The 24,394-nt window shown below is 60.6% G+C and carries 20 protein-coding genes; 8 read left to right on the top strand and 12 right to left on the bottom strand.

From position 1 onward, the window contains the following. The 4 genes from P0D73_RS41865 to P0D73_RS41850 form a co-directional block, all read left to right on the top strand. Positions 1-428, top strand: a 428-nt coding sequence (locus P0D73_RS41865; RefSeq protein WP_408316092.1) for an LssY C-terminal domain-containing protein, incomplete at its 5' end; no start/stop codon positions are given. Continuing rightward, positions 425-1,216: a hypothetical protein gene (locus P0D73_RS41860; RefSeq protein ID WP_408316094.1), complete on the top strand. Its 792-nt coding sequence runs from the start codon at positions 425-427 to the stop codon at positions 1,214-1,216. The genes P0D73_RS41865 and P0D73_RS41860, both read left to right, overlap by 4 nt. Next, positions 1,217-1,678, top strand: coding sequence for an LssY C-terminal domain-containing protein (locus P0D73_RS41855; protein WP_408316259.1), 462 nt, complete (start codon positions 1,217-1,219; stop codon positions 1,676-1,678). Then, the gene (locus P0D73_RS41850) at positions 1,665-2,819 is read left to right on the top strand and encodes a hypothetical protein (protein ID WP_408178716.1); all 1,155 of its coding nucleotides are present in this window, start codon (positions 1,665-1,667) and stop codon (positions 2,817-2,819) included. The genes P0D73_RS41855 and P0D73_RS41850 overlap by 14 nt, the downstream gene beginning before the upstream one ends. Before the next feature lie 43 nt (positions 2,820-2,862). On the opposite strand, the gene P0D73_RS41845 is transcribed toward P0D73_RS41850, so the two are convergent. Next, on the bottom strand, positions 2,863-3,210 hold the full coding sequence (locus P0D73_RS41845) for a hypothetical protein (RefSeq protein WP_408178775.1): 348 nt from the start codon (positions 3,208-3,210) through the stop codon (positions 2,863-2,865). 1,408 nt (positions 3,211-4,618) lie between these two features. On the opposite strand from P0D73_RS41845, the gene P0D73_RS41840 reads away from it, so the two are divergent. Continuing rightward, positions 4,619-5,140, top strand: coding sequence for a zinc ribbon domain-containing protein (locus tag P0D73_RS41840; RefSeq protein ID WP_408316096.1), 522 nt, complete (start codon positions 4,619-4,621; stop codon positions 5,138-5,140). A 402-nt stretch (positions 5,141-5,542) separates the two neighbouring features. Here P0D73_RS41840 and P0D73_RS41835 read toward each other — a convergent pair whose 3' ends face one another. Next, entirely contained in the window at positions 5,543-6,391 is an 849-nt protein-coding gene (locus P0D73_RS41835; RefSeq protein ID WP_408316098.1) for an SDR family NAD(P)-dependent oxidoreductase, read from the bottom strand. A gap of 126 nt (positions 6,392-6,517) precedes the next feature. Between P0D73_RS41835 and P0D73_RS41830 the strand changes: the two genes are divergently transcribed. After that, entirely contained in the window at positions 6,518-7,411 is an 894-nt protein-coding gene (locus tag P0D73_RS41830) for a LysR family transcriptional regulator (RefSeq protein ID WP_093645171.1), read from the top strand. 153 nt (positions 7,412-7,564) lie between these two features. Here P0D73_RS41830 and P0D73_RS41825 read toward each other — a convergent pair whose 3' ends face one another. From P0D73_RS41825 to P0D73_RS41810, 4 genes are read right to left on the bottom strand one after another with little or no spacing between them, the layout of a single operon-like run. Then, positions 7,565-8,551 (bottom strand): ABC transporter permease, encoded by a 987-nt coding sequence (locus tag P0D73_RS41825; RefSeq protein WP_408316100.1) that lies wholly within the window; start codon positions 8,549-8,551, stop codon positions 7,565-7,567. Further along, a complete protein-coding gene (locus tag P0D73_RS41820; protein ID WP_408316102.1) occupies positions 8,548-9,528 on the bottom strand; it encodes an ABC transporter permease in 981 nt (326 codons plus the stop codon). Before P0D73_RS41820 ends, P0D73_RS41825 begins: the two co-directional genes overlap by 4 nt. Then, complete coding sequence (locus P0D73_RS41815; RefSeq protein WP_408316104.1) at positions 9,525-11,099, bottom strand: sugar ABC transporter ATP-binding protein; 1,575 nt, start codon at positions 11,097-11,099, stop codon at positions 9,525-9,527. Before P0D73_RS41815 ends, P0D73_RS41820 begins: the two co-directional genes overlap by 4 nt. 36 nt (positions 11,100-11,135) lie before the next feature. Then, on the bottom strand, positions 11,136-12,263 hold the full coding sequence (locus P0D73_RS41810) for a sugar ABC transporter substrate-binding protein (protein WP_132380161.1): 1,128 nt from the start codon (positions 12,261-12,263) through the stop codon (positions 11,136-11,138). A 1,322-nt stretch (positions 12,264-13,585) separates the two neighbouring features. Between P0D73_RS41810 and P0D73_RS41805 the strand changes: the two genes are divergently transcribed. Continuing rightward, on the top strand, positions 13,586-14,137 hold the full coding sequence (locus P0D73_RS41805) for a hypothetical protein (RefSeq protein ID WP_408178711.1): 552 nt from the start codon (positions 13,586-13,588) through the stop codon (positions 14,135-14,137). Between the two features lie 156 nt (positions 14,138-14,293). On the opposite strand, the gene P0D73_RS41800 is transcribed toward P0D73_RS41805, so the two are convergent. Together P0D73_RS41800 and P0D73_RS41795 are read right to left on the bottom strand one after the other, a co-directional pair. Next, on the bottom strand, positions 14,294-14,692 hold the full coding sequence (locus tag P0D73_RS41800) for a hypothetical protein (protein ID WP_408178710.1): 399 nt from the start codon (positions 14,690-14,692) through the stop codon (positions 14,294-14,296). A gap of 412 nt (positions 14,693-15,104) precedes the next feature. Then, positions 15,105-15,626 (bottom strand): hypothetical protein, encoded by a 522-nt coding sequence (locus P0D73_RS41795; protein ID WP_408316107.1) that lies wholly within the window; start codon positions 15,624-15,626, stop codon positions 15,105-15,107. 933 nt (positions 15,627-16,559) lie between these two features. Between P0D73_RS41795 and P0D73_RS41790 the strand changes: the two genes are divergently transcribed. Further along, positions 16,560-18,395 (top strand): bifunctional diguanylate cyclase/phosphodiesterase, encoded by a 1,836-nt coding sequence (locus P0D73_RS41790; protein WP_408316109.1) that lies wholly within the window; start codon positions 16,560-16,562, stop codon positions 18,393-18,395. 672 nt (positions 18,396-19,067) lie between these two features. Here the strand turns inward: P0D73_RS41790 and P0D73_RS41785 are convergent. From P0D73_RS41785 to P0D73_RS41770, 4 genes are all read right to left on the bottom strand, one after another. Next, positions 19,068-19,808 (bottom strand): OmpW/AlkL family protein, encoded by a 741-nt coding sequence (locus P0D73_RS41785; RefSeq protein WP_408435675.1) that lies wholly within the window; start codon positions 19,806-19,808, stop codon positions 19,068-19,070. Between the two features lie 506 nt (positions 19,809-20,314). After that, positions 20,315-22,336, bottom strand: a complete 2,022-nt coding sequence (locus tag P0D73_RS41780; RefSeq protein WP_408316113.1) for an acyl-CoA synthetase — start codon at positions 22,334-22,336, stop codon at positions 20,315-20,317. Next, positions 22,333-23,289: a fumarylacetoacetate hydrolase family protein gene (locus P0D73_RS41775; protein ID WP_408435673.1), complete on the bottom strand. Its 957-nt coding sequence runs from the start codon at positions 23,287-23,289 to the stop codon at positions 22,333-22,335. Before P0D73_RS41775 ends, P0D73_RS41780 begins: the two co-directional genes overlap by 4 nt. 34 nt (positions 23,290-23,323) lie before the next feature. Continuing rightward, positions 23,324-24,394, bottom strand: a complete 1,071-nt coding sequence (locus P0D73_RS41770) for a VOC family protein (protein ID WP_408316117.1) — start codon at positions 24,392-24,394, stop codon at positions 23,324-23,326.

Raw genomic sequence — 24,394 nt, 5'->3', positions numbered from 1 at the left:
CTCTGCAGAAAGCGCGCGACACGATTCACCAGCGCAATCACTTACGCCTCTGGCTCAGCCCGATGCGCTATCGGGGCAAGCCCGTGTGGGTGGGCCAGATCAGCCGGGATATCGGCGTTCGCCTTACGTTTCACTCACCGACGCTGACGACGCACAAGATCGACCCTGACGTAGATGAGGCGCGCACATCACTTACCGAGGACATGGCCTATTCCCAGAATCTTCAGAAGATCGGATTCGTAAAGGGAGTCGGCGCCGCCCCGTCAGTCGCACCGAGCGAGAATCTCACCACTGACCCCTACTACACCGACGGCTATCGGCAGGTACTCGTCTTCGACCGGCAACCCACCTCGCTCTCAGGGATCGAATTTCTCCCTTGGGAGGCGGCGGCAAAGCTCAACGCCCTGCCCTCAGGAGCAAAGCAATGAGCGAATCGTCGTCGCTACAACGTGCATTGAAGAATGCGGCTGGCGGCGTCGTCCTCTCGCTCATTTTCGCGGGCTGTGCGACGTGGACAGCCCCAACCAGCATCGACGACGCGCCGCTTCGTGAGCGTGCGGTGAGCGCGACGAAGCAGGACGCACGGGTAAGCGTGGCCGTGCTGGGGCCGGACGACAGCAAGCGCATGTTCGGCGCCGACATCAACAAGACCAACATCCAGCCGCTGTGGATCGAAGTCGAGAATCGGACTTCGCAGGTGTTATGGCTGCTGCATTCCGGCACCGATCCGGACTACTTCTCGCCACTCGAAGTCGCGTGGTCCATGCACACGCTTCTCGGAGGTGCGACGAATGCAAGCATCGACAGTCACCTGAACAAGCTTGGATTCAGGAATCCCATTCCCCCCGGAGAAACGCGCGCAGGGTTTCTGTTCACCAATCCCGACCGGCAGATCAAACTCGTCAATGTCGATCTGTTCGGAAGCAAAACGCTGATCCCCTTCTCCCTGTTTCTGCCTGTACCGGGCGATGCCGCGGACCCGCGTTTCGCGCTGACCCCGTTCCAGTATCCCGAGACTGTCTTCACGGACTACCACGACCTTGTGTCGTTGCGCGCAGCGCTCGAACGGATGCAGTGTTGTGCCACTGATGAGCACGGGACAACGGAAGCCGATCCGTTGAACGTGATTGTCGTCGGTACGCTTGGGGACATTGGTGCCGCAATGGTGCGGCGTAGCTATCGTCGCTACATGCGTGAAAACGACCTCGCGCAGTGAATATTTGGACGCAGACCCGATGTCGTCCTGCGCAAGGAAGCGCAAGCGGGCGCGCCCTCCACTTCATTGCGCGCATGGCTCGCGCCCATTCGCTTCAACGGTGACGCAGTGTATCTGGGGCAGGTCGGTCGGCCGGTCGGCGGTCGCTTCGCGCACCATCATACGGCAGGCGACGCGCTGCATGGGGACGTCGACGAGGCGCGGAACTTTCTGATCCAGGACCTGATGTATTCAGGCGGTTTGGATAAACTCGGCTTCGTGCACGGCGTGGGTCCATCATCGCAGGTACACCCGCGGACAACGCTGAATGGAGCGCCTTATTACACTGACGGACTGCGTGCCGTGATGTTCTTCGCGACACGCCCGCTCAGTTTTACGAACGTGCAAATTCTTGACTGGGTGCCTTACCTCGAGCAGCGTGAGTCCGCCGCACGCAAGGAGAACGGCAATGCCGGCAAGTAACCCCATCACGGGAGCGCCAAATGGCGTTTCGATGCGACCGATTCCAGTTCGGCGCGCGTGGAAGAATGGTGGTATCAGTTTCGCGCTCCTTACGACCTGCCTTGCGCTCGTAGCGTGCGCAACGAAGCCGCTCGTTCCCTACACGACGGACACGCCGCCGCTCGCGCTCGTTCCCGCATCCGAAGCGGGCGTGCAGGACAAGCGGGCGCGGTTTCGCGAAATCTACTGTGCGGTGCTTGAAGCGCACGGCCCGGCGCTTCCTGACTACCGTGCTTGCGAAGACGCACTGACGCGCGTCGGCACTGAACCTGCCGGCTCCGGCGCGAGCGTCGATCTCGGTCAATCGAGGCGCCACCTCATCGCGGCAGTGGTCCCTGGCATCGGGTACGACTGCTTCAAGCCGTGGCTGAATTCGCCGGGAACCGTCACTAAGCAGCTACAACAATTTGGCTACGACGGGGTCATGCTCGACGTCGACGGGCTGTCGAGTTCCACCCACAATGCACATCAGATCCGCGACGCCATCATGGCAATGCAACTGTCCGCTGGAGCAGCGCAGCTCGTGTTGGTCGGTTACTCCAAGGGTGTCGCGGACATCTTGGAGGCTGTCGTCGCGTATCCGGAGATCCGTAGCCGCGTGGCGGCTGTCGTCAGCGCAGCGGGAGCGGTTGGAGGCTCGCCGCTCGCCAACGATGCCGAGCAATATCAGGCTGACATGCTGCGGCACTTTCCGGGCGCGACTTGCACCTCGGGAGACGGCGGCGCCGTGCAAAGCCTGCGCCCCGCAACACGCAAGGCGTGGATGGCACAGAACCCACTTCCGAACGAGCTACGCTACTACTCGCTCGTGACGTTCCCTCAGCCGGAACGCATATCGTCGATACTAAAATCGAGCTACGACAAACTCTCGCGGGTCGATGCCCGCAACGACAGCCAGGTGATCTTCTATGATCAGGTCGTGCCCGGAAGCGCTCTCCTGGGCTATGTTAATGCCGATCACTGGGCATTGGCCGTGCCTGTTGCTCGAACACACACCATGATCGGCTCCCTGTTCGTCACGCAGAACGCTTACCCCCGCGAGGCGCTGACTGAGGCGATTCTGCGCTTTGTGGAGGAAGATCTGGCGACATCCGGAAAGTGAAACGGCGCACGTGCGCAATGCCGAACGCAGACTGACCCGCTGCCTAGAGGCAGCCGCTAACATCACCGCCGGTGTTGCCGCCTGTCCCGCTGCCTGCGCGGAAACCGACCGACGTTTTGCTGTTACCCGTCCACGACGGCCGCACGAGAGCGGCTGCGCCATTCGGAGGCTGCTGTCCTGGGACATAGACGTCCATCGCCTGGTTGTTCGCCACAATCACCTGCGATATGACCGTCTGTTGAGACTGGTCTGCCCATTTCTGGGCGATGCATTGCGAGACTGCGGGGACGGGCTGCTGGCTTTCTCCAAGCGATTGTGCGCTCGGCGGCATCGGTTGGCTTGCACAGGCTGAAACAGCGATGGTCACGACGAGAAGCGGTAACGGTTTCATTTCTTCACCCTCCAGTTGGATTTCCCGCTTCCGGGCGCGCAGGCGCGTCAATCTGTACGTCATCGCGGCGGGAAGCTTTGCGGCTCTGCGAGTTCGTACGACCCGACTCAAGCTCGAACGGAGCGGCAAACCAGCCGACTTGACATTGCCGTCAACAGGCCTGTTGACGTTGTCATGGCAATCTCCGAACAAAAGTACGTCAGGGAAAGAATAGGACTGGCGCACGCCGGCAGGTATTGGACCTTGGTTCAATGTCGCGGGGAGCGGCAATCTGGACTTGCCCCTGCAAGACCGGCTCATCCATCTCATCGAGACCTTATCGAGCAATATGAGGTTTTGATGAAGGCTGATCAGCAATGGACGCTGGAAGCGAGTTTTTTTAGTCAACACTGGAGAGATACGAAATAAGAACGTAAGCAACGATGGAAACGTTTGGATTACATACAGAGATCCCACGAAAATCTGCGCAAGAGCTGACGCTTCTGCGACCGCTAGTGGCAAAGGTAGCGGGGCTTCCGGCACGATCTACGCCATTGAAACTGCGGCATCATCACCTAAATAAGACTACACACAGTCGACAAGGTGAGAATCCTGGCTCACGGCAACTATTGACCACTCTTGGCCGGAGCTGCCATGGTCGTCTGCGTTGAATGCATCGGTGGTCCCCTTTTCCACCTCTGCACCCTACGGCGCGACCATTCCATTGTGAGGAAAACGAATATATTGAGCGCTTGGAGTCAACTTTCTTAGTCGATCACTTGTCGGGCACCGCCCAAGGTGGGTTCGCGTAGACATGATGCAGCATCGTGCGCCGAGCCGGGACCAGTACGAAGATCGACAACCACATGTTTCGCGCAACCGGCATCACCGCGTATCCGACGCACGCCACGCAGCGCTACAATCAAATCCCAACTTATATTCGACGTCGTCTGCGGGTCGAGCTTCGGTCATTCGATAGCGTTAGTTGAATGTCCCTTGATGGCCGACCTCTTACCGACGACACCCCGTACCTGGATCCCGATCGGTGCATCGCGCGGAGGACCGTAGCCGACCCACTGCCGCCGGTCGAACCTTCGTCCCTCAAGGGCAACTACTGGATGACGACGGTCATCCATGTCGGCGCATTGGCCGACAGGTACGCTCGAGGGTGGCTCGACGTGCACCCGTTGCGCGGGGTGATGACCACGCAGGACGAATTTGGGACCATCCATTGTCCACTGGAACAATAATTTTCTTGCGGCCTGGCGCGTTACCTCTACTCTGGAAAGGTGTGTTATTTGCTCATGGCCGCCAAACCACTCGCAAAGAGAGTTGCGACGAAATAAGGGGTGAGCATTTCAGGGTTCTCGGGATAAATCTCGTCCGTTGTTGGAGCAACTGCCCGATGAGATGTGGATCGGAGGAATTCATGGCGTTGGTCAAATGCAAGGAATTCGGGAGCGAGGCTCGCAGCAAGCCGACGAAGTGCGTCAAGTATGGCGCGCCCGGGGTAAAGCAGCAGACCGGCGCGAGAAAGATAAGGGGTGGCTTCGGGATTCTTATAGTCGGATCGTTGATCAGCGGGTGTTGCGTTTCGACCTATGGCGCCAAAGATGGCCACGACCCGATGAATCAAGCCCAGTCGTGCTGCAAGGACGACCTCCAATGTCTCGCAGAGAAAGCGATCGTTGCGGCCGACACCTATTGCAAGGATCCGATCGAGCGACTTGCGACGCACGCTGTGAGATGGACTGAGGCACCCAACGAGATGAAATTCAGTTACTTTCACTGGACCGATCAGCCGGGCGGCCCGATCACATACGTTGGCGATAAGGCCGAGTTCCAGAACGACGTCGGCACCTATACGCCGATCATTTACCAATGCGACCTTGCCAGTGATGGTCAGACAGTGCTTGGCGTCAATGCGACCGCTGGCAGGTTGCCGCGCTGACGACGTCCGGATCCAACCAGCGAATCGAATCATCCCATTCGGTCGTACGTGCACGCTTAATATCGTTCACTGCTGCGGAAGGCGCTATCGGGAACCGGATTAAGTATTGACTTGAATCGGTCATCCCGCATTCCGTACTCCCCGACGACACCACGGGCATAGACAGAGCGCGAAGGCCCGCCTTCTGGTTCCGAATTGATAATCATCTGAAAGGCCTCCTGGCCGCCCCGGAGAAAGTGGCCGCACTGAGTCGGATGACGACCGACCCAGATCCGACCCACAGCCGCCCTGTAGGCTACGATCACGCGATCACGAATGGCCGTTGCCCGGACAAAAGCCGACATCGTACGGTTTCATCCGACACGCTTCGCTAGTGTTCAGATTTGTATATGGCAGGACGGCTTAAATGGTAAGGGAACGATGTAACTCAGGCGGGCCACCCATCGCGTAGCGATCAGAGAGTGGCCGGCTACCGTCGATGTCGGTCACGCCGAGTGTTGCGCCGATCTCCGCGCCGATCAGCGCCCTGCCTGAAAGTGCCATCATGGACTCAAATTCATAGAGCGCGGCGATAGTGCGGCCTGTAAATTGTGGAGACTCGCGCTTTTGCTTGGGGCGCTTGTCTTCGAGGAGCGTAGCGAGATAGGCGCGGGCACGTTCGGTATCTAAACCGCCCATCCAGACGGAAACCACGGCGACATTGTATGGCCGTAGCTCCTTCGCCATATCGGCCGCCATTTTGTCCGCACCTGCCTTTTGGGCGCCGTAGGCCGGGTTCTGATGGTAGCTGACGGCACCGTAGTGTCCGGTGTTGACAATCAACCCACGGCCATTGGCAATCAGAAGCGGCGCAGCATAGTAGCTAGCCACGTAGTGCGAGCGCAGGCCGACAGTAATCACATCGGCCGTATCCAACGGCTTCTGCCAGAAGCCGCCTTGAGCGGGTGCGCCAACCTTTGCAGCGTTGTTCACGAGGATATCGAGACGGCCGTGTTGACGACGGATCTCGGCGAAGAAATCTGCCACTGCCAGATCGTCTGCGTGATCGAGCACAACTCCTATTCCTGTCCCGCCTGCGCGAGACACGAGTTCGGCTGTTTCATCTACTGAACCGCCGAAGGGCGTTTCGCCCCCAGTGGCACTGCGCCCGGTGACATAGACCGTGGCCCCGGCTTCTCCAAGCGCGATCGCGATGCCCTTTCCGGCGCCTCTGCTCGCACCCGTCACCACTGCGATCATCTTTGCTGTCATCGATCCTCCTGCGCACTGCACGACGCCTTATTGCGTCGGACTGTCATCAGTTCCAGCAGTCTAGTGCCTGTCGGCTTTGTTGATTAGTGACATAATTTTGTATGAAATCATGAGCGAGACTCAACAATGAACCGCGAGGATCTGGCCGATCTGCTAACTTTTGCAACCATCGCCGAGGAATCCAGCTTCACGCGTGCAGCCGCGCGGCTCGGTGTTTCCGCTTCTGCTCTCAGTCATTCCATTCGCTTGCTGGAGGCGCGCCTCGGCGTCAAGCTGCTCAATAGAACCACAAGAAACGTCGCACCGACCGCTGCGGGAGAAAAGCTGTTGAGCCGGTTGCGGCCCGCTTTCATCGAGATCGGGGCAGGCTTGACCACGCTTGCGGACAATCGAAGCCGGCCAGCAGGCCGTGTCCGTATCAGTGTTCATCGCACGGCAGCGCTTATGTTCGTCGTGCCGAAGCTCACACAACTTCGGCGCGACTATCCTGAGGTCGTAGTTGAATTGTCGGTAGATGATTCCTTGGCAAACATCGTCGCGGCTGGCTTCGACATGGGCATCCGAAATGGCGAACTATTGGCTAAGGACATGGTGGCAGTTCGCATCGGTGCTGACTACCGAACCGCGGTGGTTGCATCGCCCTCGTACCTGAAGAACAATGCCGCGCCGCTCACTCCGGACGATGTGGCCGGCCATGCATGTCTGGGATATCAACGACCAAGTTCGAAGGCCCTCCATTTCTGGGACTTTGAGCGAGAGGGCCGATCCGTCCAGGTGCCAGTCGATCCGGTCTTTATCTCCAATGACAGCGATATCCTTATCCATGCCGCCCTGGCGGGAAACGGCCTCGCCTATGTTCTCAAAGAACAGGTGCAACCCCACCTGAAGTCAGGCACATTGACGCAAGTGTTAGAGGGATGGTCTGTCACGCTAGCGGGAAGCTTCCTCTATTATCCCGACCGACGCCAACTTCCGGTCGCTGTACGTGTCGTCATCGACTCGCTTCGTTATCGTTCTTGATTTGGTATGAGACATTAGCTCCCGGTCCGGATGTTGCGGAATAAATGTCCATTGCCGACCCAGCTGCGGTCATTCGAATAACGCCGGTAACTGACCGCTCCTGGCCCGGTTGCAATCGTTGATTGAGCGCGACTGGCGGGCCAGCGGCTCGACCTACGCCTCTCGCTTGCTTCGCCCATACAGCAGGAGCATCGCCGCGATCACCACGCCGTAGATGATCTGACGCCCCGCCTCCGGCATCTGCGCGACCGAGAGGATCGATTGCAGCAGTGTGATGAGGATCGCGCCGGCCACCGTGCCCAGGTATGAACCCCGTCCACCCAGAATCGACGTGCCGCCGAGCACGACCGCCGCGATCGCCGGCAACAGGTAAGCATCGCCCATCGACTGTGCGGCCTTCGACGCATAGCCCGCGAGCAGCACGCCGCCGAACGCGGCGAACGCGCTGCACACAGCGAAGGCGGTCACCGTGACGAGCCGCGTATCGATGCCAGAAAGATACGCCGCGCGCTCGGTGTTGCCGATCGCGTATAGCGCGCGGCCGAAGGTCGTGCGCGACAGCAGGAACATCGTGGAGCCGCCGATCACCACCCACAGCGCGACGGCATTCGGCACGCCCGGTACGAGCCAGCCCGCCGCGAGCCAGCGCATCACCTCCGGCGCGGAATCCTGCGGCGACGATCCGCCCGTATAGACAATCATGATGCCCTGCGCGACCGCATTGGTCGCAAGCGTCGCGATCATCGACGGAATGCGCAGCAGTGCGACGAGGATGCCGTTGACGATGCCGATCAGCACGCCGCAACCGATCCCGACCGGAATCGCGAGGACGCGCCCGAGATCGCCGTGCCCCGCGACCGCGCACGCCATCATCGCGCCGACGGTGATCGTCCACGGCAGCGACAGGTCGATGTGGCCGAGCAGGATCACCATCATCAGGCCGGTCGCAATGATGCCGAGGAATGCGCCGACCTTCAGTTGCAGCAGGATATATTCCGGCGACGTGAAGTTGCGCGAAAACATCCCGCCGACGAGCAGCAGCGCGACGATGCACGCGAATGCGATCACGATCGGTTTGTCGATTCTGCGGGTGAGCCTCGACACGAACGTGGTCCGGCCGGTCGCGGAAGCGTGGCTCATTGAAACCACTCCAGACGGTTGCGCACCCTGAACAATCCGCACGCGCCGATCGCGACAGCAAGCAGAAGAATCATGCCCTGAAATAGCGGCTGCCACAGCGCATCGACGTTGAACACGAACAGCAGATCGCCGATGCAACGGAACGCGAATGCGCCGAAGATCGCGCCGATCGCGCTGCCCTTGCCGCCGAGCAGCGACACGCCGCCGATCACTATCGCGGCGATCGAAAACAGCGTGTATGAGTTCGCGCTGCCGAGGCTCGCGTCGCCGGTGTCCGTGAAGAACGTCAGAAACAGGCCGCCGACTGCCGCGAGCAGGCCGGCCAGCGTATAGCTCGCGAACTTCGCGCGGCGGATCGGCATGCCGGACAGGAAAGCCGCGGGTTCGGACGATCCGGTCGCGTATGCCGCTCGCCCGATCGCCGAGCGTTTGAAAGGAATCCAGACGATCACGATCGCGGCGAGCAGAATCACCAAGCTCGCTGGCAGAACGCCGGCGACCTTGCCCGTCAGTGCGTCGGCGAGGTCCTCGTTGATCGATCCGCCGGGCACAGGGCGCAGCAGCAGCGCCAATCCGTAGTAGACGGCGCCCGTCGCAATCGTCGTCACGATCGGCTGCAGCCGGCCGAAAATGATGATCACGCCGTTCAGCGCGCCGCACAGCGCACCCGCCCCGAGCACGCCGGCGATGCCGAGCGCGCTGTGCAGCGAGTCGCCCGTGACGATCCACGACCCGATGCAATTCGTCAGCACCAGCGTCATGCCGATCGACAGGTCGATGCCGGCGGTCAGCACGACGAGCGCCTGCCCCATCGAGACGAGCGCGAGTAGTACCGCTTTGTTCGCTGCCGTCTGAAATACGTTGGCCGACAACGCCGACGGATAGTTGACGAGATAGATCGCGAACATCAGCACGAACAGGCCGAACGCGAACACCGCTCCGCGATTCTCCGCATACCAGTAACGCAGCCCGCTCATAGCGCCACTCCCGTGGAAGGCACAATCTGTCCGACGGGCAGGTCGAGAGCACTGGCAATCAGGTTCTGCTCGGTGATCGCCGAGCCGACGAGTTCCTTCTTGATCCTGCCTTCGTACAGTACGAGCACGCGGTCGCAGCAGCCGATCAGCTCGTCATAGTCGGTCGAATAGAAGACGATCGCGGCGCCTTCGTCGGCAAGACGCCTGAGCAGCTGGTAGAGCTCCTGCTTGGTGCCGACGTCGATACCGCGCGTCGGGTCGCTGAGCAGCAGGATTCTCGGCTGCCGCATCAGCCACTTCGCGATGACGACCTTCTGCTGGTTGCCGCCCGACAGCGAGCCCACGGGCGCGTCGAGGCTGAACGACTTGATCGCAAGCAGCTCCATCATCTGCTCGACGAGCGACTGCTGGCGGTCGCGATCGATTATGCCCGCGGTGGACATGCGATCGAGTGCGGCAAACGACAGGTTCTCGCGTACCGACATCGGCAACATCAAGCCTTCGGTCTTGCGGTCCTCGGGTATCAGCGCCATACCGATTTCGTTGGCGCGTGCGGCCGTCGGGCTCCCGATCGACACGGCTTTGCCGTTGATCTCGATCTTGCCAGCGCAGCCGCGCAACACGCCAAACAGCGCGAGCAGCAGTTCGCGCTGGCCTTGTCCGTCGAGGCCGCCCAGTCCGAGGATTTCACCGGACTTCAACGAAAAGCTGATGCCCCGCAGCGTGTCGCTCCATGCGAGATCATGACAGGCGAGAACCGGCGCGGTGCTGCGGGCGTCCGCGGGATGGTCCGCCGGTTTGGTCGCGGGTTTTGCAGGAAACGCATGCTGGTACTTCCGGCCGATCATCATTTCGACAACCTCATTGTCGGAGCGCGTGCCGGCTTCGAAGCTCATCACATGGCGACCGTTCCGGTAGACCGTGCATTCGTCCGCGAGCGCCTTCACCTCGTGCATGCGGTGCGAGATGAACAGCAGCGCGAGCCCCTCTTCGCGCAGGCGCTTGAGCACCTCGATCACGCGCGCGACGTCGGCCGCGGTCAGCGCCGAGGTGGCTTCGTCGAGGATCAGAATGCGCGGCGCGTGTGCCAGCCCCTTCGCGAGCTCGACCATCTGCTGGCGCGACAGCGGCAGGTCCCGGACTTTCGCAAGCGGATTGATGTCGGCGGCGCCCGCTCGCGCGAGCGCCTCCTCGGCCTGGCGGCGTTGGGCCCGCCGGTCGATCATCCCGAAACGTCGCGGCGGGTTCGCAGCGTAGATGTTATCCGCCACGCTCAAGTCGGGGATCAGCGACAGTTCCTGATACACGCAGACGATACCGGCCGCGTTCGCCTCGGCAGGCGACGCGAACGAGACCTCCCGGCCATCGAAATGCATCGTGCCCTCGTCCGGCTGCACGACGCCGGACATCACCTTCAGCAACGTGGACTTGCCCGCGCCGTTCTCGCCGAGGATCGCGTGAATGCGGCCTCTGCGCACCGTGAGTTCGGCGTGATCCAGCGCGACGGCGCCGCCGTAGCTTTTCGACACGCCAGACATCTGAAAGAACGGCTGCTCTGCATCCTGCAGCATGCTTCGTCTCCGGTCACAGCGCGGGCCATCATCCGGTCACTGGTTGCCCTGGTTCTGCTTCATGATTTCCTGCGCAGAGAAATTGATGCCGCATGTCGGAAACGAGTTGCCGACGAAAAAGTTGTCGGAGTCGTTCGGAAAATAGTTGACGCCCGACTTCAGCATCGAATCGTCGGTGACGTCGAGCGGCAGCTTGATCGCCACGGGAATCGTCTGGCCATCCAGTGCAGCGAGTGCCGTCTTGATTGCCACGGCCACCTGCGCGGGCCCGGTGCCCGCCGACGTGCACTTCAGGCCCTGGCTCCCATACTGCGCGCAGAACTTGCGAAAGCCGTTCTCCGTCTCGCCGCCGAAAGGCACGAACGGGTGTTTCGCATCGATCATCGCGCGCACGACGCCCGTGTCGCCGCCTTGCGCCGATATGCCGTCGAAATGACCCTGCACGGCAATCGCGTCGGCGGCGACCTTTTGCGCGACCCCGTCGTCCCACTTGCCGTAGACCTGGACGACGTTCCACTTCTTGCCGGTGTCGTCCAGCGTTTTCGTGAAACCATTGTGCCGGTCCGTGTCAACCGACGTGCCCGCCACCCCGCGAACTTCGAGCACCTTGCCTCCGTTCGGCAGATGGCCCGCGAGCCATTTGGCCCACAGCGCGCCGAGCCCATACTGGTCGACGTTGACATTGATCGCGTCTGCGCTGTCGAGCGTGTTGTCGAAAGCGACCAGCACCACACCGGCGTTCTTCGCGCGGCGGATCGCGGGGCCGAATGAGGAGGGATTCTGCGCGTTCACGATGACGGCGTCATAGCCGGCATCGATGAAGTTGTTGACGGCCGAGATCTGCGCCGGAACGTCCTCGCCGGTCGAGACGACCTTGAATTCCTTGAGCTTGGCGGCAACGGCCGGTTGCGCGGTATAGGCCTTGGCCGTCCTGATCATCTGGATACGCCAGGTGTTCGCGATATAGCCGTTCACGAGTGCGATCCGGTAAGGCCCGTTCTTCTTCGGATACTTGATGAACTTCGTGTCGCTCTTCCAGGGGACCATGCAGGTGGGATCGCTGGGCGGCCCTGAAACGATCGAAGCCTGCGCGAAAGCCCCGCTTGCGCAGAGCGCCAATGCGGCGCTCGCCGCCGCTCGAAGCACGTGGATTCCTGAAAGCATGTTGCCTCCTTTTTGTTCGATTGGACGTACCGATTGCCTGCGCACATGGCTGGTCGTGGACTGCCGGCACCGTGTGCGTGAAGCACGGAACCTTGCGGAGTTGCTATAGCGGGACTGGATCGGACTTGCAGAAGGAGCTTTTCAATGGCGCCTCCTCGAAGCGAAAAGAAGGGCATGCGTATACGCGTTCCTGTCTGACAGTACTGGCATACCAATCCACGCGCGATAGTGGTTTACCAGTGAGTCCAACGCACTGGGCTACCGGGCTGAAACCCTTGGTGGATAAGGACTGGGCTGCCGTGGATGGAGGCGGCGCTGCACGGGGATGGGGGGGCCATTTTGACGAGTTCAGCGGTCGCCCGGTGGCTTCGACCCTTTCGAGAGCCGCAGATGGGCGATCTTTCGCACACGTCAACTGCGCCGACGCGGTCGCGCCGACCGGGCCCGGCTATCGACCCAAAGACCGCAATGGCCGACTTGCTCACGTTCGATCATCTGGCGGGCATCGGAGCGAACGTTGGAATGACGCCTTCGCATATTGCGTCAACGGCAGCTAGTGGCCGAGGCCGGTCCGATGCTGAATGGATAATCGATCCGCCGCAGGTCGCTCGGCGTCCGGCTCAGGTCGACCCACAGAAGTCTTTCACAACAAGCCGGAAGCGGACGTCCCACGCAATGGAGGCCGCATCGGACGTGTCTCACCGGCTTTGCGTCGATGCGACGGCGAACGCGCCTTGGGGATACGATTCCAATGGGGGTATCGTCGGCGCAGTATGGCGAATCGCTTTCACACGCTCGCCGTCGCCATAGATCCTGGACAGTACTTCGCACATCCTCTTCGGCTCAAGGCTCACCACGTCGAATGGTGGGACGCCGATCTGCATGTTCCTTCCCATGAGTCGAATCATCGGTGCTACGTGGTGCTTTGCCGATTCGCCCGAACAAGAGATGCCCCACGCAAGCTCATAGCGTCGAGCGCGAGTCGTCGACTGAAGTCCCCTACGCCTGGCAAGACTGAGAAGATGGCCGGCGTACTCGGCGTGCACCCACTCATGCGGCGGGTTGCCGCCGATACGGACCGGTTGACGCCCGCCGAAGTGAAACGGCCCCGACTGGCACCAGCGGCAGGTCCGATACCCGAGGCGGTCTCCGGCGCACAGTGCGCCAATGGCCTTCGCCAGCTGGTATCGCGGCAACCGGTGCCATTCCCGGCCGGAAAACGGTTTTCTGGCGTCAGGCGCGTAATCTAAAGTGGAATTTCCCGCCTGCGCTGCATGGACGTGCCGTCCCGGCACCGCTGGCCAGCGCGCTGGAGACCCGCCATGCCGCGCCCCGCTGCCGTCACCCGTGACGACATCCGTGCTGCCGTCCTCGCGAGGGGTTGTCCGTCGCTCGCCGACGCGAAACGCGACCATCCCGTCGTATTCGCGCTGCTGCTCGATGACGATGCGGCCGTCGAGTACTGGGAGCGCGGACGGCTCAGGGTGGTTGCCTCCGATCGCGCAGCGGCGCCCGCCACGGTGCTGATCCGCCTGCTGAAGCAGCACCGGCGCTTCAGGTTCGCCCCCCCGGACGAGCCGGGCCCGGCGGAGAGCGCAGAAGCGCCCACGCCCGCCATCGCGGTACCGGAAACGACCAGCCCGTCGGCCGGCCCCAACGTCTGGCTGACTACGCTTGCGCCAAGCGCGGATCCATCCGGCCGCGTTTGGCTGGCGCGCGCGGGACGCTTCGTCAACGAAATGCTTCAGCCGTCGGAAAGGAAGCGCTGGACCGAACGCCGCCTGAAGTGCCCGGCGGGTGAGAGTGCGGGCACCGGCTCCGCCGTATGGTTGCTCACAGAACTTCGTAGCCCAAAGGGCGAGCAATCCCGATAGCGCTCGCTCCGTCTGGTTTGCGGTGTGTATCGTGGCGAAGCCGATAAACGGTCACCAAATGCGGCGAAAACAACGCGCTTCGGCTCACACTTTTCTTCTGCCTGCTTGACTGCAGCTCTCGCGGTTACGCAGCGCGATGGCGGAACCTGGGGCGGTTCAATGGCCATGCCCGCCTCCGTGCCCGCCATGACCGCCCCAGTGGCCATGTCCACCACCCCAGTAGCCGAAGTTGAACGACACCGACGGCCCCCACCAGCCGGGCCAGCCATACCACGGGTAGGGAGGATAGTACGCAGGGTAGTAGGCGGGCACGACGTACATGGGCGCCGGGAAGACATACGCGGGTTCACTCGGCGATGCGGGCGGGATGTTCTGGGCGTCCGCGCCGTTCGACAAGCCGTAGCTTTGAGCAGGGACTTCGTGCTGGGTAGCGACACCAGGAACGGCGGGATAGTATCCGTATGGATAATAGCCGGGGCCGACGTAGTAGCAGCCGGACAGCGCAAGCAGTGCAAGGGCGCTACCGCCGCGCGCCGTTGCCGGGAAGGGCTTCATGACATGCTCCTGTCTCGTCGCGACGCCACGATGTGATGCGGCGCGCACTTACGAGCATACTTCAGCGCTGGAACAGAGGAAATGGAGCGCGTACGGGCGGATGCCGGACTGACCCCAGCCACGATGCCTGAGGAGGAAGCAGTGTTCCAGGCGGCACTTGCCCGCTACGAAAAGCCCGCTGGCGGAGCTTACCCGGAGGGTGGTCTCGTTCCCACCTGAAACTGTCCTTCGCCTCTTCCTGCCAATTGAGTCCTTGCCATTCTCTGCACCGGTAGGCGCTCGCTGCCGCCCTCCGTCTGTACCCTCACGGGGACGGTGAATTGAGCAGCGAACGAAGGAAACACAAACCTGAGTGCCCCGGACTAAAGCTTCCGTTTGTCTCTGGTTCTTTCCTGGTGCGAGCAGCAGTGCATCAGGACGTCGAGCCTGGCTGGGGCCAAGGCCAACCCTTCTTCTCGTCGGGCGCATCCCACTCAGTAGCTGGCGCTGCCCCGACAGACGCTTCGACCGGACTCGCATCCTCAGCGGCATCGAGCGTCAGTCCGGACGGGGCGTCCGCTTTTATTTCGGGAAGCCCAGCTCCATACCACTTCACCCTCTTCTGCATGTGGGCGACATACGCCTTCCAGCCGTCGCGGTTGCCGTCAAAGAGGTCGTGCTGAACGGTTGACCCCAGCAAATTCCTGTTGAGCTCAGAGTCAAGCAGCTCTTTTGGCCACAGGAAGAATGCGCTGGCAACGCGTGCGCTGAACTCGGCTACCGTCATCTTCGGGGCAAGCGCCCGGAGGAACCCGAAGTCCTGCAACGAATCTTGCTCCTTCGCAAGTTGAGCCACCAGCGCATCCGGCCGACCTGCCCTGGTCAAACAGCTCAAAGCTTCGAGCATGTCCCCGAGGTGAAGCAGCAGTTCTCGTCTATCAAGTCCGTCATCCATTGCAGAATCTCCATTCTTTGCGCCCCTATGAATGATACTAGCCGCTCTCACGGTGACGGCCAGCGAGCGCGTTGCGCATCGTTCGAGGACGGGGATGGTCGACGGTCCACGGCGGCGGGATGTCGACGCTGCCTGCCCTGGACCCTGCTTCAGTCTGGAGGGAAGCGGGCAAGCTGCGCATGCCTTGATCGATACGACCACGGCGCCGAAGGCATGAGAGTCGCGCAGTTTCCAGCACCGACAAAGCGCACGCACCGAAGAACACTTATTTTTTCGTGGCAGGTCGTGCGGATGTCTGCAGACCCTGGTCATCCGCTCCAAGCCTAATCAGAAACTGCTCAAGCTTGCTTGCATTGCCGGGCTTGGGCACATGGACATCCAAGTGCTTTTCGAGGGCTGCCTCCTGCCTGCGTCATCGGCATGACCGGTAATCGCCACAAGGGTCGTCGCGGCAAGGCGCTGGAAACGCCGATTCACAGGTTGCGAAGGTTCTGTCCGAGTCAGCCTGGCGAATGTCTTGCACATCTGCAGCAACTCCCTACGCTGGTGAGCATGCTTGGGGTACTCCGCTCAGTATCCGGGCAAGCCGTTGGGTGTGAGGTTACGCGTGAGCATACGCTGTCAAGGCGCAATTCCTGTGTTGAACCGAAAGCAGTGACTGCGGGTAAACGTGGAAGTTTCCCGAACAGGTTTCCGCCGATACGGAATCAATGGTAAGCACTGAATTGATGGAAACTTCGCATTAGTGGTGGCCGCGGACAACTTGAGGTCGACTTGTAGTTGCATGTCGGTGCTTCGTTCACAATAGCCTGAAAGAACGGCGCGATTCAAGGAGGCGTCCGCCCGAGTTCGCAATAACAAGAACCTGAGAGAAGACAATTGGGACAGCCATCCGAGAAGCCGCCTACCCGGTCGAGCACACTGGTCGAAACAATGCTGCCACCAGGCTGGGACAACGCTGTCCGGGCCATGGTGCTCGCATTGGCGGTGACGACGGCGACGAGCCTGGTCAGCAGGGCGCTCAAGGCAACAGCTGGAGAAATCGGTCCAATCTGGTTGACCAATGCCGCCCTCCTTGCGCAAATATTAGTGGCACCGCACAGACAGCGATGCTGGGCATTTGCCGGGGGCTTACTGGGCTATCTAAGCGCCGGCCTTCTGGTTGGTGAACGTCTATTCGTGTCCGTCTCATATTTGTGCGCCAACCTCCTCGAGGTGCTGGTGGCGTTGGCATTCGCCCCGCCTATCTCAACGGTCGCCGAACTGCTTCGTCCAAAGCCTCTCGTGAAATTCATGGCCGGTGCAGTGTTGCTCGCGCCGGCTGTGTCCGGGCTGCTTGTGACGTCCATGCTGCACGAACAGCTGGTCGGCCATCTGCTGCAAAACTTTTGCAACTGGTTCCTCTCGGATGCCTTGAGCCTCGCCATATTGACGCCCGCCGCCATCGTCTTCTGGACCGGGGAGGTGACCCAACTGCTGCGTGTCGAGCGTCGGCGAAGGACGGGGTGCCTCCTGCTCCTGGTTTGCGTCATCACGACCGGCGTATTCGGGCAAAATCACTTTCCGCATTTGTACTGGGCGCTTCTGCCCATCGTGTTACTGGCGTTTCAGGCAGACATGGCAGGCTTGATGGTCGGGTTGCTCCTGTGCCTGGGGATTGCGGTGTCGTTCACTGTTAGCGGGTCGGGACCGCTATGGACCTTTCCCTATGGGAACATGCACAGCCGCGTCTTTGCGGTCCAACTTTTTCTCGTCGCGGCAATGGGCATTGCCTTACCTATCAGCGCCACGCAGACGGGGCGTAGCCGCCTCCTTGCAATGTTCCGTGACCTCGAGCAGCGATATCGGATAGTGGCAGAGAACGCGACCGATATCGTCATGAGCATGGCGCCCGATGGCAGGCTCACCTACGTTTCACCACGCGCTACGGCGGTGATAGGAATTGCCCCTGAAAACCTTGTTGGTTTGCACCTCCCGGACCTGGTTCTGTCCGACGACCGCGATGCCCTCGCTGCGACAATTAGGAGCATGGCGATGGGTGCGGCCGAGGCTTCCCAAGTGATTCGCTTCCAGCGCATAGATGGCCAGGTGCTGTGGATGGAATGCACCTTCGCCATGTCATCGAAAGGTTTCGCGGCAAGCCCTCAGGAGCTCACGGCGACAGCGCACGACATTACGGAGCGCCGGGCGGCAGAGGAACGCCTCGCAGATGAGCGAAGTCAACTGCATGCGTTTGCCTTCCGGGACGGACTGACCGGCGTTTTTAACCGTCGGTACTTCGACCGCGAACTGGCACTTCAATCGCAGCCGGAGTTCTGGAAAGAAGGCCGCAGTTTTGTCGCGATTGTCATGGTCGATATCGACGGATACAAGAGCTACAACGACCGATACGGTCATCAGGCTGGCGATGAATGTGTGCGCGCAATAGCACAAGCTATTGCATCCTCGGCGAAACGTCCTGGAGACACAGTCGCGCGCTACGGTGGGGATGAGTTTGCATTGATTCTGAAGGAAACCGACCCGGACGGAGCGCGCGTAGTTTCCGAGCGCATCCGGCAGGCCGTTGAAAGTCTCCAGATTCCACATGGCGCTTCCGCCGCTGGTATTGTCACTGTCAGTTGCGGAGTGGCGGCGCAACAAGTGGACAGTGGCGGAGACAGCCTTAACCTGGTTGCAACCGCGGATAGAGCGCTATATGCGGCAAAGCGGCGAGGACGCAACCAGACTTGTGTGGCCGGGGCCGACGACAAAGATGGCCCAGGATTGTGACGCGGACAGTGCATAGCAAACCACGGACAGCGGCCCTCTGTACTTGACGTGGCGAGTGCGGGCAAGGATGTTGCCGAGCGCGCAGAGCATCGGCCGTCTGGCGCTGGCAAACTTTAAGGCATTTGTTGCTCAGTTTTTTTAGGCATCGTGCTGTCATCGTGAGTCATGCCAGGCATATCCATATGCGCCGTGTCCATGTCGGTCTCCGGTATCATTGGATGATTTGATGCGAGCAAGCCGTATTCCCTGAACTCAGGATGAGGCTCGTTCCTTGCAAAGTGGCCCATTTGCGCTGTACCGTCGACCTGCAAAGGGTGGCCACGTCGCCAGGAATGGCTTCGCGTGCAGGCGCCCATTCTCGCGCTCACAAAATATTGACCTCGAGAGTTTGCGGCCTCGGTGAGACAGCGTTTGCAGATCGGACAATGAGCGGCATTGGCACCTCCTGCGTGACGACGTCTAGTTGTATAGCAGAAAGCCACGGCAGAGCCAAGCGCCCAATCAATGGCTACGCGGTCGTTGGAATGACGGCCTTCTGTGTTGCGCGAACGGCACCTATTGTCCGAGTGCTCCCAATCACCGTTCGGCCGATGCTCCCGTACCTCAAATGGCAGCACCCGACCCTTCAATGACGTTCAAACCCGCGATTGGCGCATCGACGACCTGTGCACGCTAGAACGTATAGGCGACGCTCAGGAAGACGTTAAGTGGATTGAGCCGGAGCGTCGATCTGGAAACGATCTGCGTTCCCGTTGCGGTCTGCCCGTATAACGTAAGGTGGGTCTTCACCGGAACGTAGCCGAGAGAGGTTCCGACCGACCAGTGTTTTGTAATCGCGTAATTTGCCCCGACCTCGAATACAGGATTCCATGATGAACTGAGTGTCGCACGTGCCGAGCCGCCTGGGCCAAGGCTATCAGTGACAAACTGGCTATTGGTTGTCCGAACCTGGGTGAACCACGTATAGTTCACGCCGAGCCCTATGAACGGACGGAATTTTGATTCGGCTGAAAACAGGTGGTATCGAACTTCGATGGCGGGCGGCATCGGCTTTGTCGTGCCGAGGTTGCCGTACTTCTGTAGCGTCCCGTCGCCAACCAGATCCACTTTCATCGGTAATCCGAAAAGCATGGCGACACCAATGTTGTCCGTGATGTAGTACTCGGTGGTAATTCCCACCGTATCCGTCGAGCTGGCATGCGCTCCGCTACCAGATAGCTGCTGATTCACCGCTACGCCGCCAATGCTTTCCACGGTCAGTGGCGTTGCGTCGCCCTGTGGTGCAATGTGAAGCCATCCTGTCGACAGCGTTATGCTTCCGGCAGACTGCGCATGGGCATCGTCGATAACCGCGGCCGAGCAGATGCAAGCCGCCATACCGATCGAACTGATTACGCGTTTGTAATTCCTCATGTCTCTCTCCTGTCGCTATGTCTGGAAATTTTTATGAATCATTGGTGTTGCGGCTGACTCTGCTTAATTGATTGCTTTATTCCTTTGGTACAGCTAGACATGCCACACACTCCGATCGCCCTGCACCCTGGTAAGCGTGCATGGCCACGCGTTCCGTCTCAGGTGGGAACACGCACCACGTGCCGTCGCGGTGCCGGAAGAAGAAGAATCCAAGCGGGCCTGTCGGCAGCAGTAGCTCGATGCGCACGCACGGTCTCTGATTCGAACGTGCACGGCTGAATCGGGTAACCCGAACCGGCGTCGAAGAAGTCGGCCCGAGCCATTTTTCAACCTGCGAACGCAAAGACCTTTTTGATGTAACGCCCATACTTTCCTTCCACACAATTAGGGTTCCTGATTTATAGGCACCGGCAAGCATTTGAATCGTGTCATCGCGTCGCGTAAGCCTGACTAACCTTTAATCCGGGCGCATGACCGAACGCGTCCCTTTGATGTCGTGGCTCGTCTCACGTTGGGCTGCCCTGCGCATCTGTCGCTGCCGGGTCCGTCCCCGTCGCCTGCTCCGCCTTTGGCTGTCTCCCGTCGGCCGAGATCGAAAATGCGAACGGAAAGCGTCCGAGCGCGGAAGTCGCCAATGCTTCGAACGCGGGGTCGCCAAGTTCGACGTGAAGTGAAATTCCGCGCGAGGTGTCATCAATGAGGCTAACGGTTGCATCCTCGACGCCAGCTTCTACGAGGGCTGACTCCAGGGCGTCTGCCGTTTCGCGCCGTTTCAGCGCCGGCTTGAAGATCTTGCCGACGCCCGTCAGCGGCATCGCATCCACGATTCGTATCCCCTTTGGCAACGCGGCGCGTTCGTTGATCTCGTGACGCAGAAACTCGGCCAATTCCGCTTCGGTTGCCATTGTGCCCGGCTTCAGCTGGACATAGGCAACCGGCAACTCGCCCGCGTGCATATCGGGACGGCCTACGGCTGCGGCGATCTGTACTGCGGGATGGCGATGCAATGGTTCTTCGATTGCCGCGGGGTCGATGTTGTGTCCGCCCCGGATAATCAGCTCCTTCTTCCGGCCGGTGAGCCAGAAGTAGCCGTCGGCGTCGCAGCGTCCCAGATCGCCGGTAATGAGCCAGCGGCCGCCCTCACCAGTCTCCATCCAGATGCCACTGTTCTGCCCCGGCCGGGTATAGCCAGCGAACACGTTCGGTCCGGAGATAACCAGCTGGCCGACCTCATCCGCAACGCAATCCCGTACATACCGGCCGCTCTCATCGATCACCACGGCTTTCATGGCCTGACCGGGCAGACGAAGACCAATCGAACCGACCCTGCGCTCGCCAAGCGGTGGGTTCACGCTGCTAACGCAGGTGCCTTCCGTGAGGCCGTAGCCCTCGAGGATTCTGATTCCTGTGCGATCCTGGAAGGTGCGAAGCAATTCGACCGGCATGGGGGCGGCACCGCACAGTCCATACTCGAGCGAACTGATATCCCGTTCGCCAACCGGAACGTCCAGCAGCGAGCCGTACAGTGTCGGGACACCGCTGAAGAAGTTGATGCGGTAATGCTCGACGATTTCCCAGAAGCGCTTGACGACGCCTTCGCCCCGATAACCTTGCGGTGTGCCGAGCACGACGTGGGCACCACGCGAGAACGCCAGCAGACCTGTCACCATCACGGCGTTGACGTGGAAAAGCGGCAATCCGCAGAAAATCGTTTTTCCCGGACCGATGCTTTCGCCGAAGAATTGACCTGCGTTCCACGCATTGGCCACCTCGTTGCCGTGCCGGCGAATTGCAATCTTTGGCAGCCCCGTGGTGCCGCCTGTGCAGAAGAAGGACGATACATCGTCGAGGCTCACTCGACGCGTGCTGCTGAGCGCCTCCCCGTCCTCCCTCGCGATTGCGGTGCTGAAATCGTGTATCCCAACATGCGAAGGAACGGCACTGTGAACGCCGCCAGGACCATGCAGTCTTGAACACTCTCCATGTTGCAGCATTCGGGCCGCGAATCGCTTTTCGCCCGGCATGCGGTCGGCCAGATTCACGAGCACCAGTTCCTGCAGGCAAGGGGCTTTGTGCAGTACCGCTTGCACCTTCTGCCAAAGGTCAGTTTCGGGGAACGGCGCCAAGGTTACGAGCACGCTCGCGCATGAAGCGTTGAGCAATTCACCGATGGCTTCGCTCTCAAGCAGCGGATTGATCGCGCAGACGATTCCGGCAGCTTCCCCGCCCCAGATCACAAAATGCGTTTCAGGAAGGTTGGGCAGGACGTATGCGACAACTGAGTCGCGCTGTACTCCCAGGCGTGCAAGCATGTTGGCGGTTCGCGTGACATCGTGCACCAGTTCACTATACGTCCAGCACTCGGCATTCCTGTAGTCGTCGGCCGTTGCAAAGAACGAAAGTGCGGGCGCAGACGGATTGAGGGCCGCGCCCCGACAGATCATCTCGTAGGTACTCGACGGAAGATCCGCTGGTTGCCTCCGCGTTTCAATGGCAAGGACATCGTGTACGTTTGCGACGCCTGTCATGCTGCCTCTTCCACGACGACGTTACGCTGTACGCCCAGATTGATCGAGCGGTCAGAGCTGGCGATATACGCCTCCACGACGTCACCAACCCGCAGGTACTGTGGCCTCTCCTCCTGCATCTTCAGGAAGAGACGCCATTTTTCCGCTTCAGGCAGCTGCGCCGCAACGCGCTGCTTTTCGGGCGACGGAACGCTCAGCGCACAGCCGGACGGCGTCCCGGTCGCGAGCAGGTCGCCAGCGCGCAGGTCATGTATGCCGGAAAGCTCCGTCAAGGTCTCTGCCGGGCCGTAGACGAGACCCGCAGTGGAGTCATTCTGGCGGACAGTTCCGTTTACCGTCAGCGTCAGCACAAGCTCATTCAGCTTTGGAATATCCTGTTTCTCCAGCAGGCAAAGGTAAGGGCCGACAGGGCCAAACGTGCGATAGCTCTTGCCCTTGTAGAACTGCATCTGCGGAATCTGGATGTCGCGCGCGGAGTAGTCGTTCACGATCACGGCGCCGGCGATGTACTCATGCAGGTTGTCGTCGGTGACGGTCTCGCGGGACGTAACGTCGCGTTTGAGGACGAGACCGAGTTCGATCTCATAGTCGAGGAACCGGACTTCATTTGGCTTCACGACGGCCGAGTCGGCTGGAACGATGCAGCTCGTCGCCTTCGTGAAGATCATGTTGAATTTCTTCACATCCGGGTCCATGCCGGACTCGATCATATGCTGGCGATAATTCGCGCCCTGGCAGATGAACTGCTGGGTGGCAGTCACGGGCGACAACCATTGGACCTTCGACTCGGGAATCGTCCGACCGTCGAGCACCAGCAGCCGTTCAACCGGATTGGCCTCGATAAACTCGGCGGTCGACCTGAATTCGCCGGGAATCGGCGTGATAGCGCCATTAGTGACCACGCCCCACTGGGCGCGGCCTTGATGCAAATAATGCAGAACGTGAAGTGCCATTTTTAGATCTCCGGATTCTATGGAAGGGATTGGTTCAGGCGAAAAGCTTTGCCAGCGAGCGCAGCTTGCTCAGCGTCAGATCGGGGCTGCGGCGCAGGTTCCTGAAGAGCGCCACGACGCTCGCAGGCGTGAATTTGGGTTTTGTGAAACTGCGCGGCATTGTCGGGCCCCATTGCGCCATCGCCTCACGGCTCACGGCATGGACACCGGTTGGCGCATCGGCAGTAAAGAGATCGCCGTCGCAGTAGTGCTCGTGCTTGTCGCCCCAAGGGTCCTGCCAGTAGTCGAAGATCTGACTGCCCAGAATATGCCGGCCGATTCCCCACGCATGCGTCCAGCCCTTCTCGCGCAAGACGCGCTGGCCCATGCCGACCGCGTCTGCATCGACGACTTCGTAGGCGCTATGGCTGTAGGTGGGCAGGAAGCCTTGTGCAAGCGCGAGCGTATGGTGATCGGCCGGCTTGCCACCAAGATCGAGCCGCATGAATGCGACGACGGGCGAGCCTTCGGGAAGCACCTGCACATCGCTCGGGATGAAGCCGAAATGCTGCGTATACCATGCGCAGGTCTTCTGATAGTCAGCGAGTTCGAGCACGACATGCCCGAGCCGGATAACTTCTGGCGAGCACTCAGGCGGTCGCTGCGTCCCGTTAATCCGGACGGCCGCATCCACGGAGTTGAACGGCAATGGCGGCCGGTGCGACAGCGTCGAAGCTGGCGCCTGGCCCCATATTGCATCGACGCGAAAGCCGGAAGGGTCGGTCAACCGTACGATATAGCCGCCGCCGGGCAAGGGCGACCGTTCGGCCTCGGAGGCACCAGGCAGCTTGGCAAGTGCATCGAGATCGGCCCTGTTATCGACCTTTAGCCCAAAACCAACGAACCGGGATTTCGGCGCCTTCCGGACGACATAGCAGAAATGCGAAGCACCCGTTCCCCGCAACAGCAGGAGCGATCCATCGCGCGATACAGTTCGAAGCCCGAAATCATTGAGAAACTGCTCGGCTTTCTCGAGGTCTGGCCGATCGAATATCAGATAGCCTAGTGCCGACGCTTTCGTCGTGGGAGTGGGGTGACGGGCCGGCTGTGCAGTGGTCAGTTTCAT

The sequence above is a fragment of the Paraburkholderia sp. RL18-101-BIB-B genome (genome assembly GCF_046026985.1).
Classification (GTDB): domain Bacteria; phylum Pseudomonadota; class Gammaproteobacteria; order Burkholderiales; family Burkholderiaceae; genus Paraburkholderia.
Note: the sequence above shows the minus strand (reverse complement) of the source record. Positions and strands in the feature narration are given on the sequence as shown.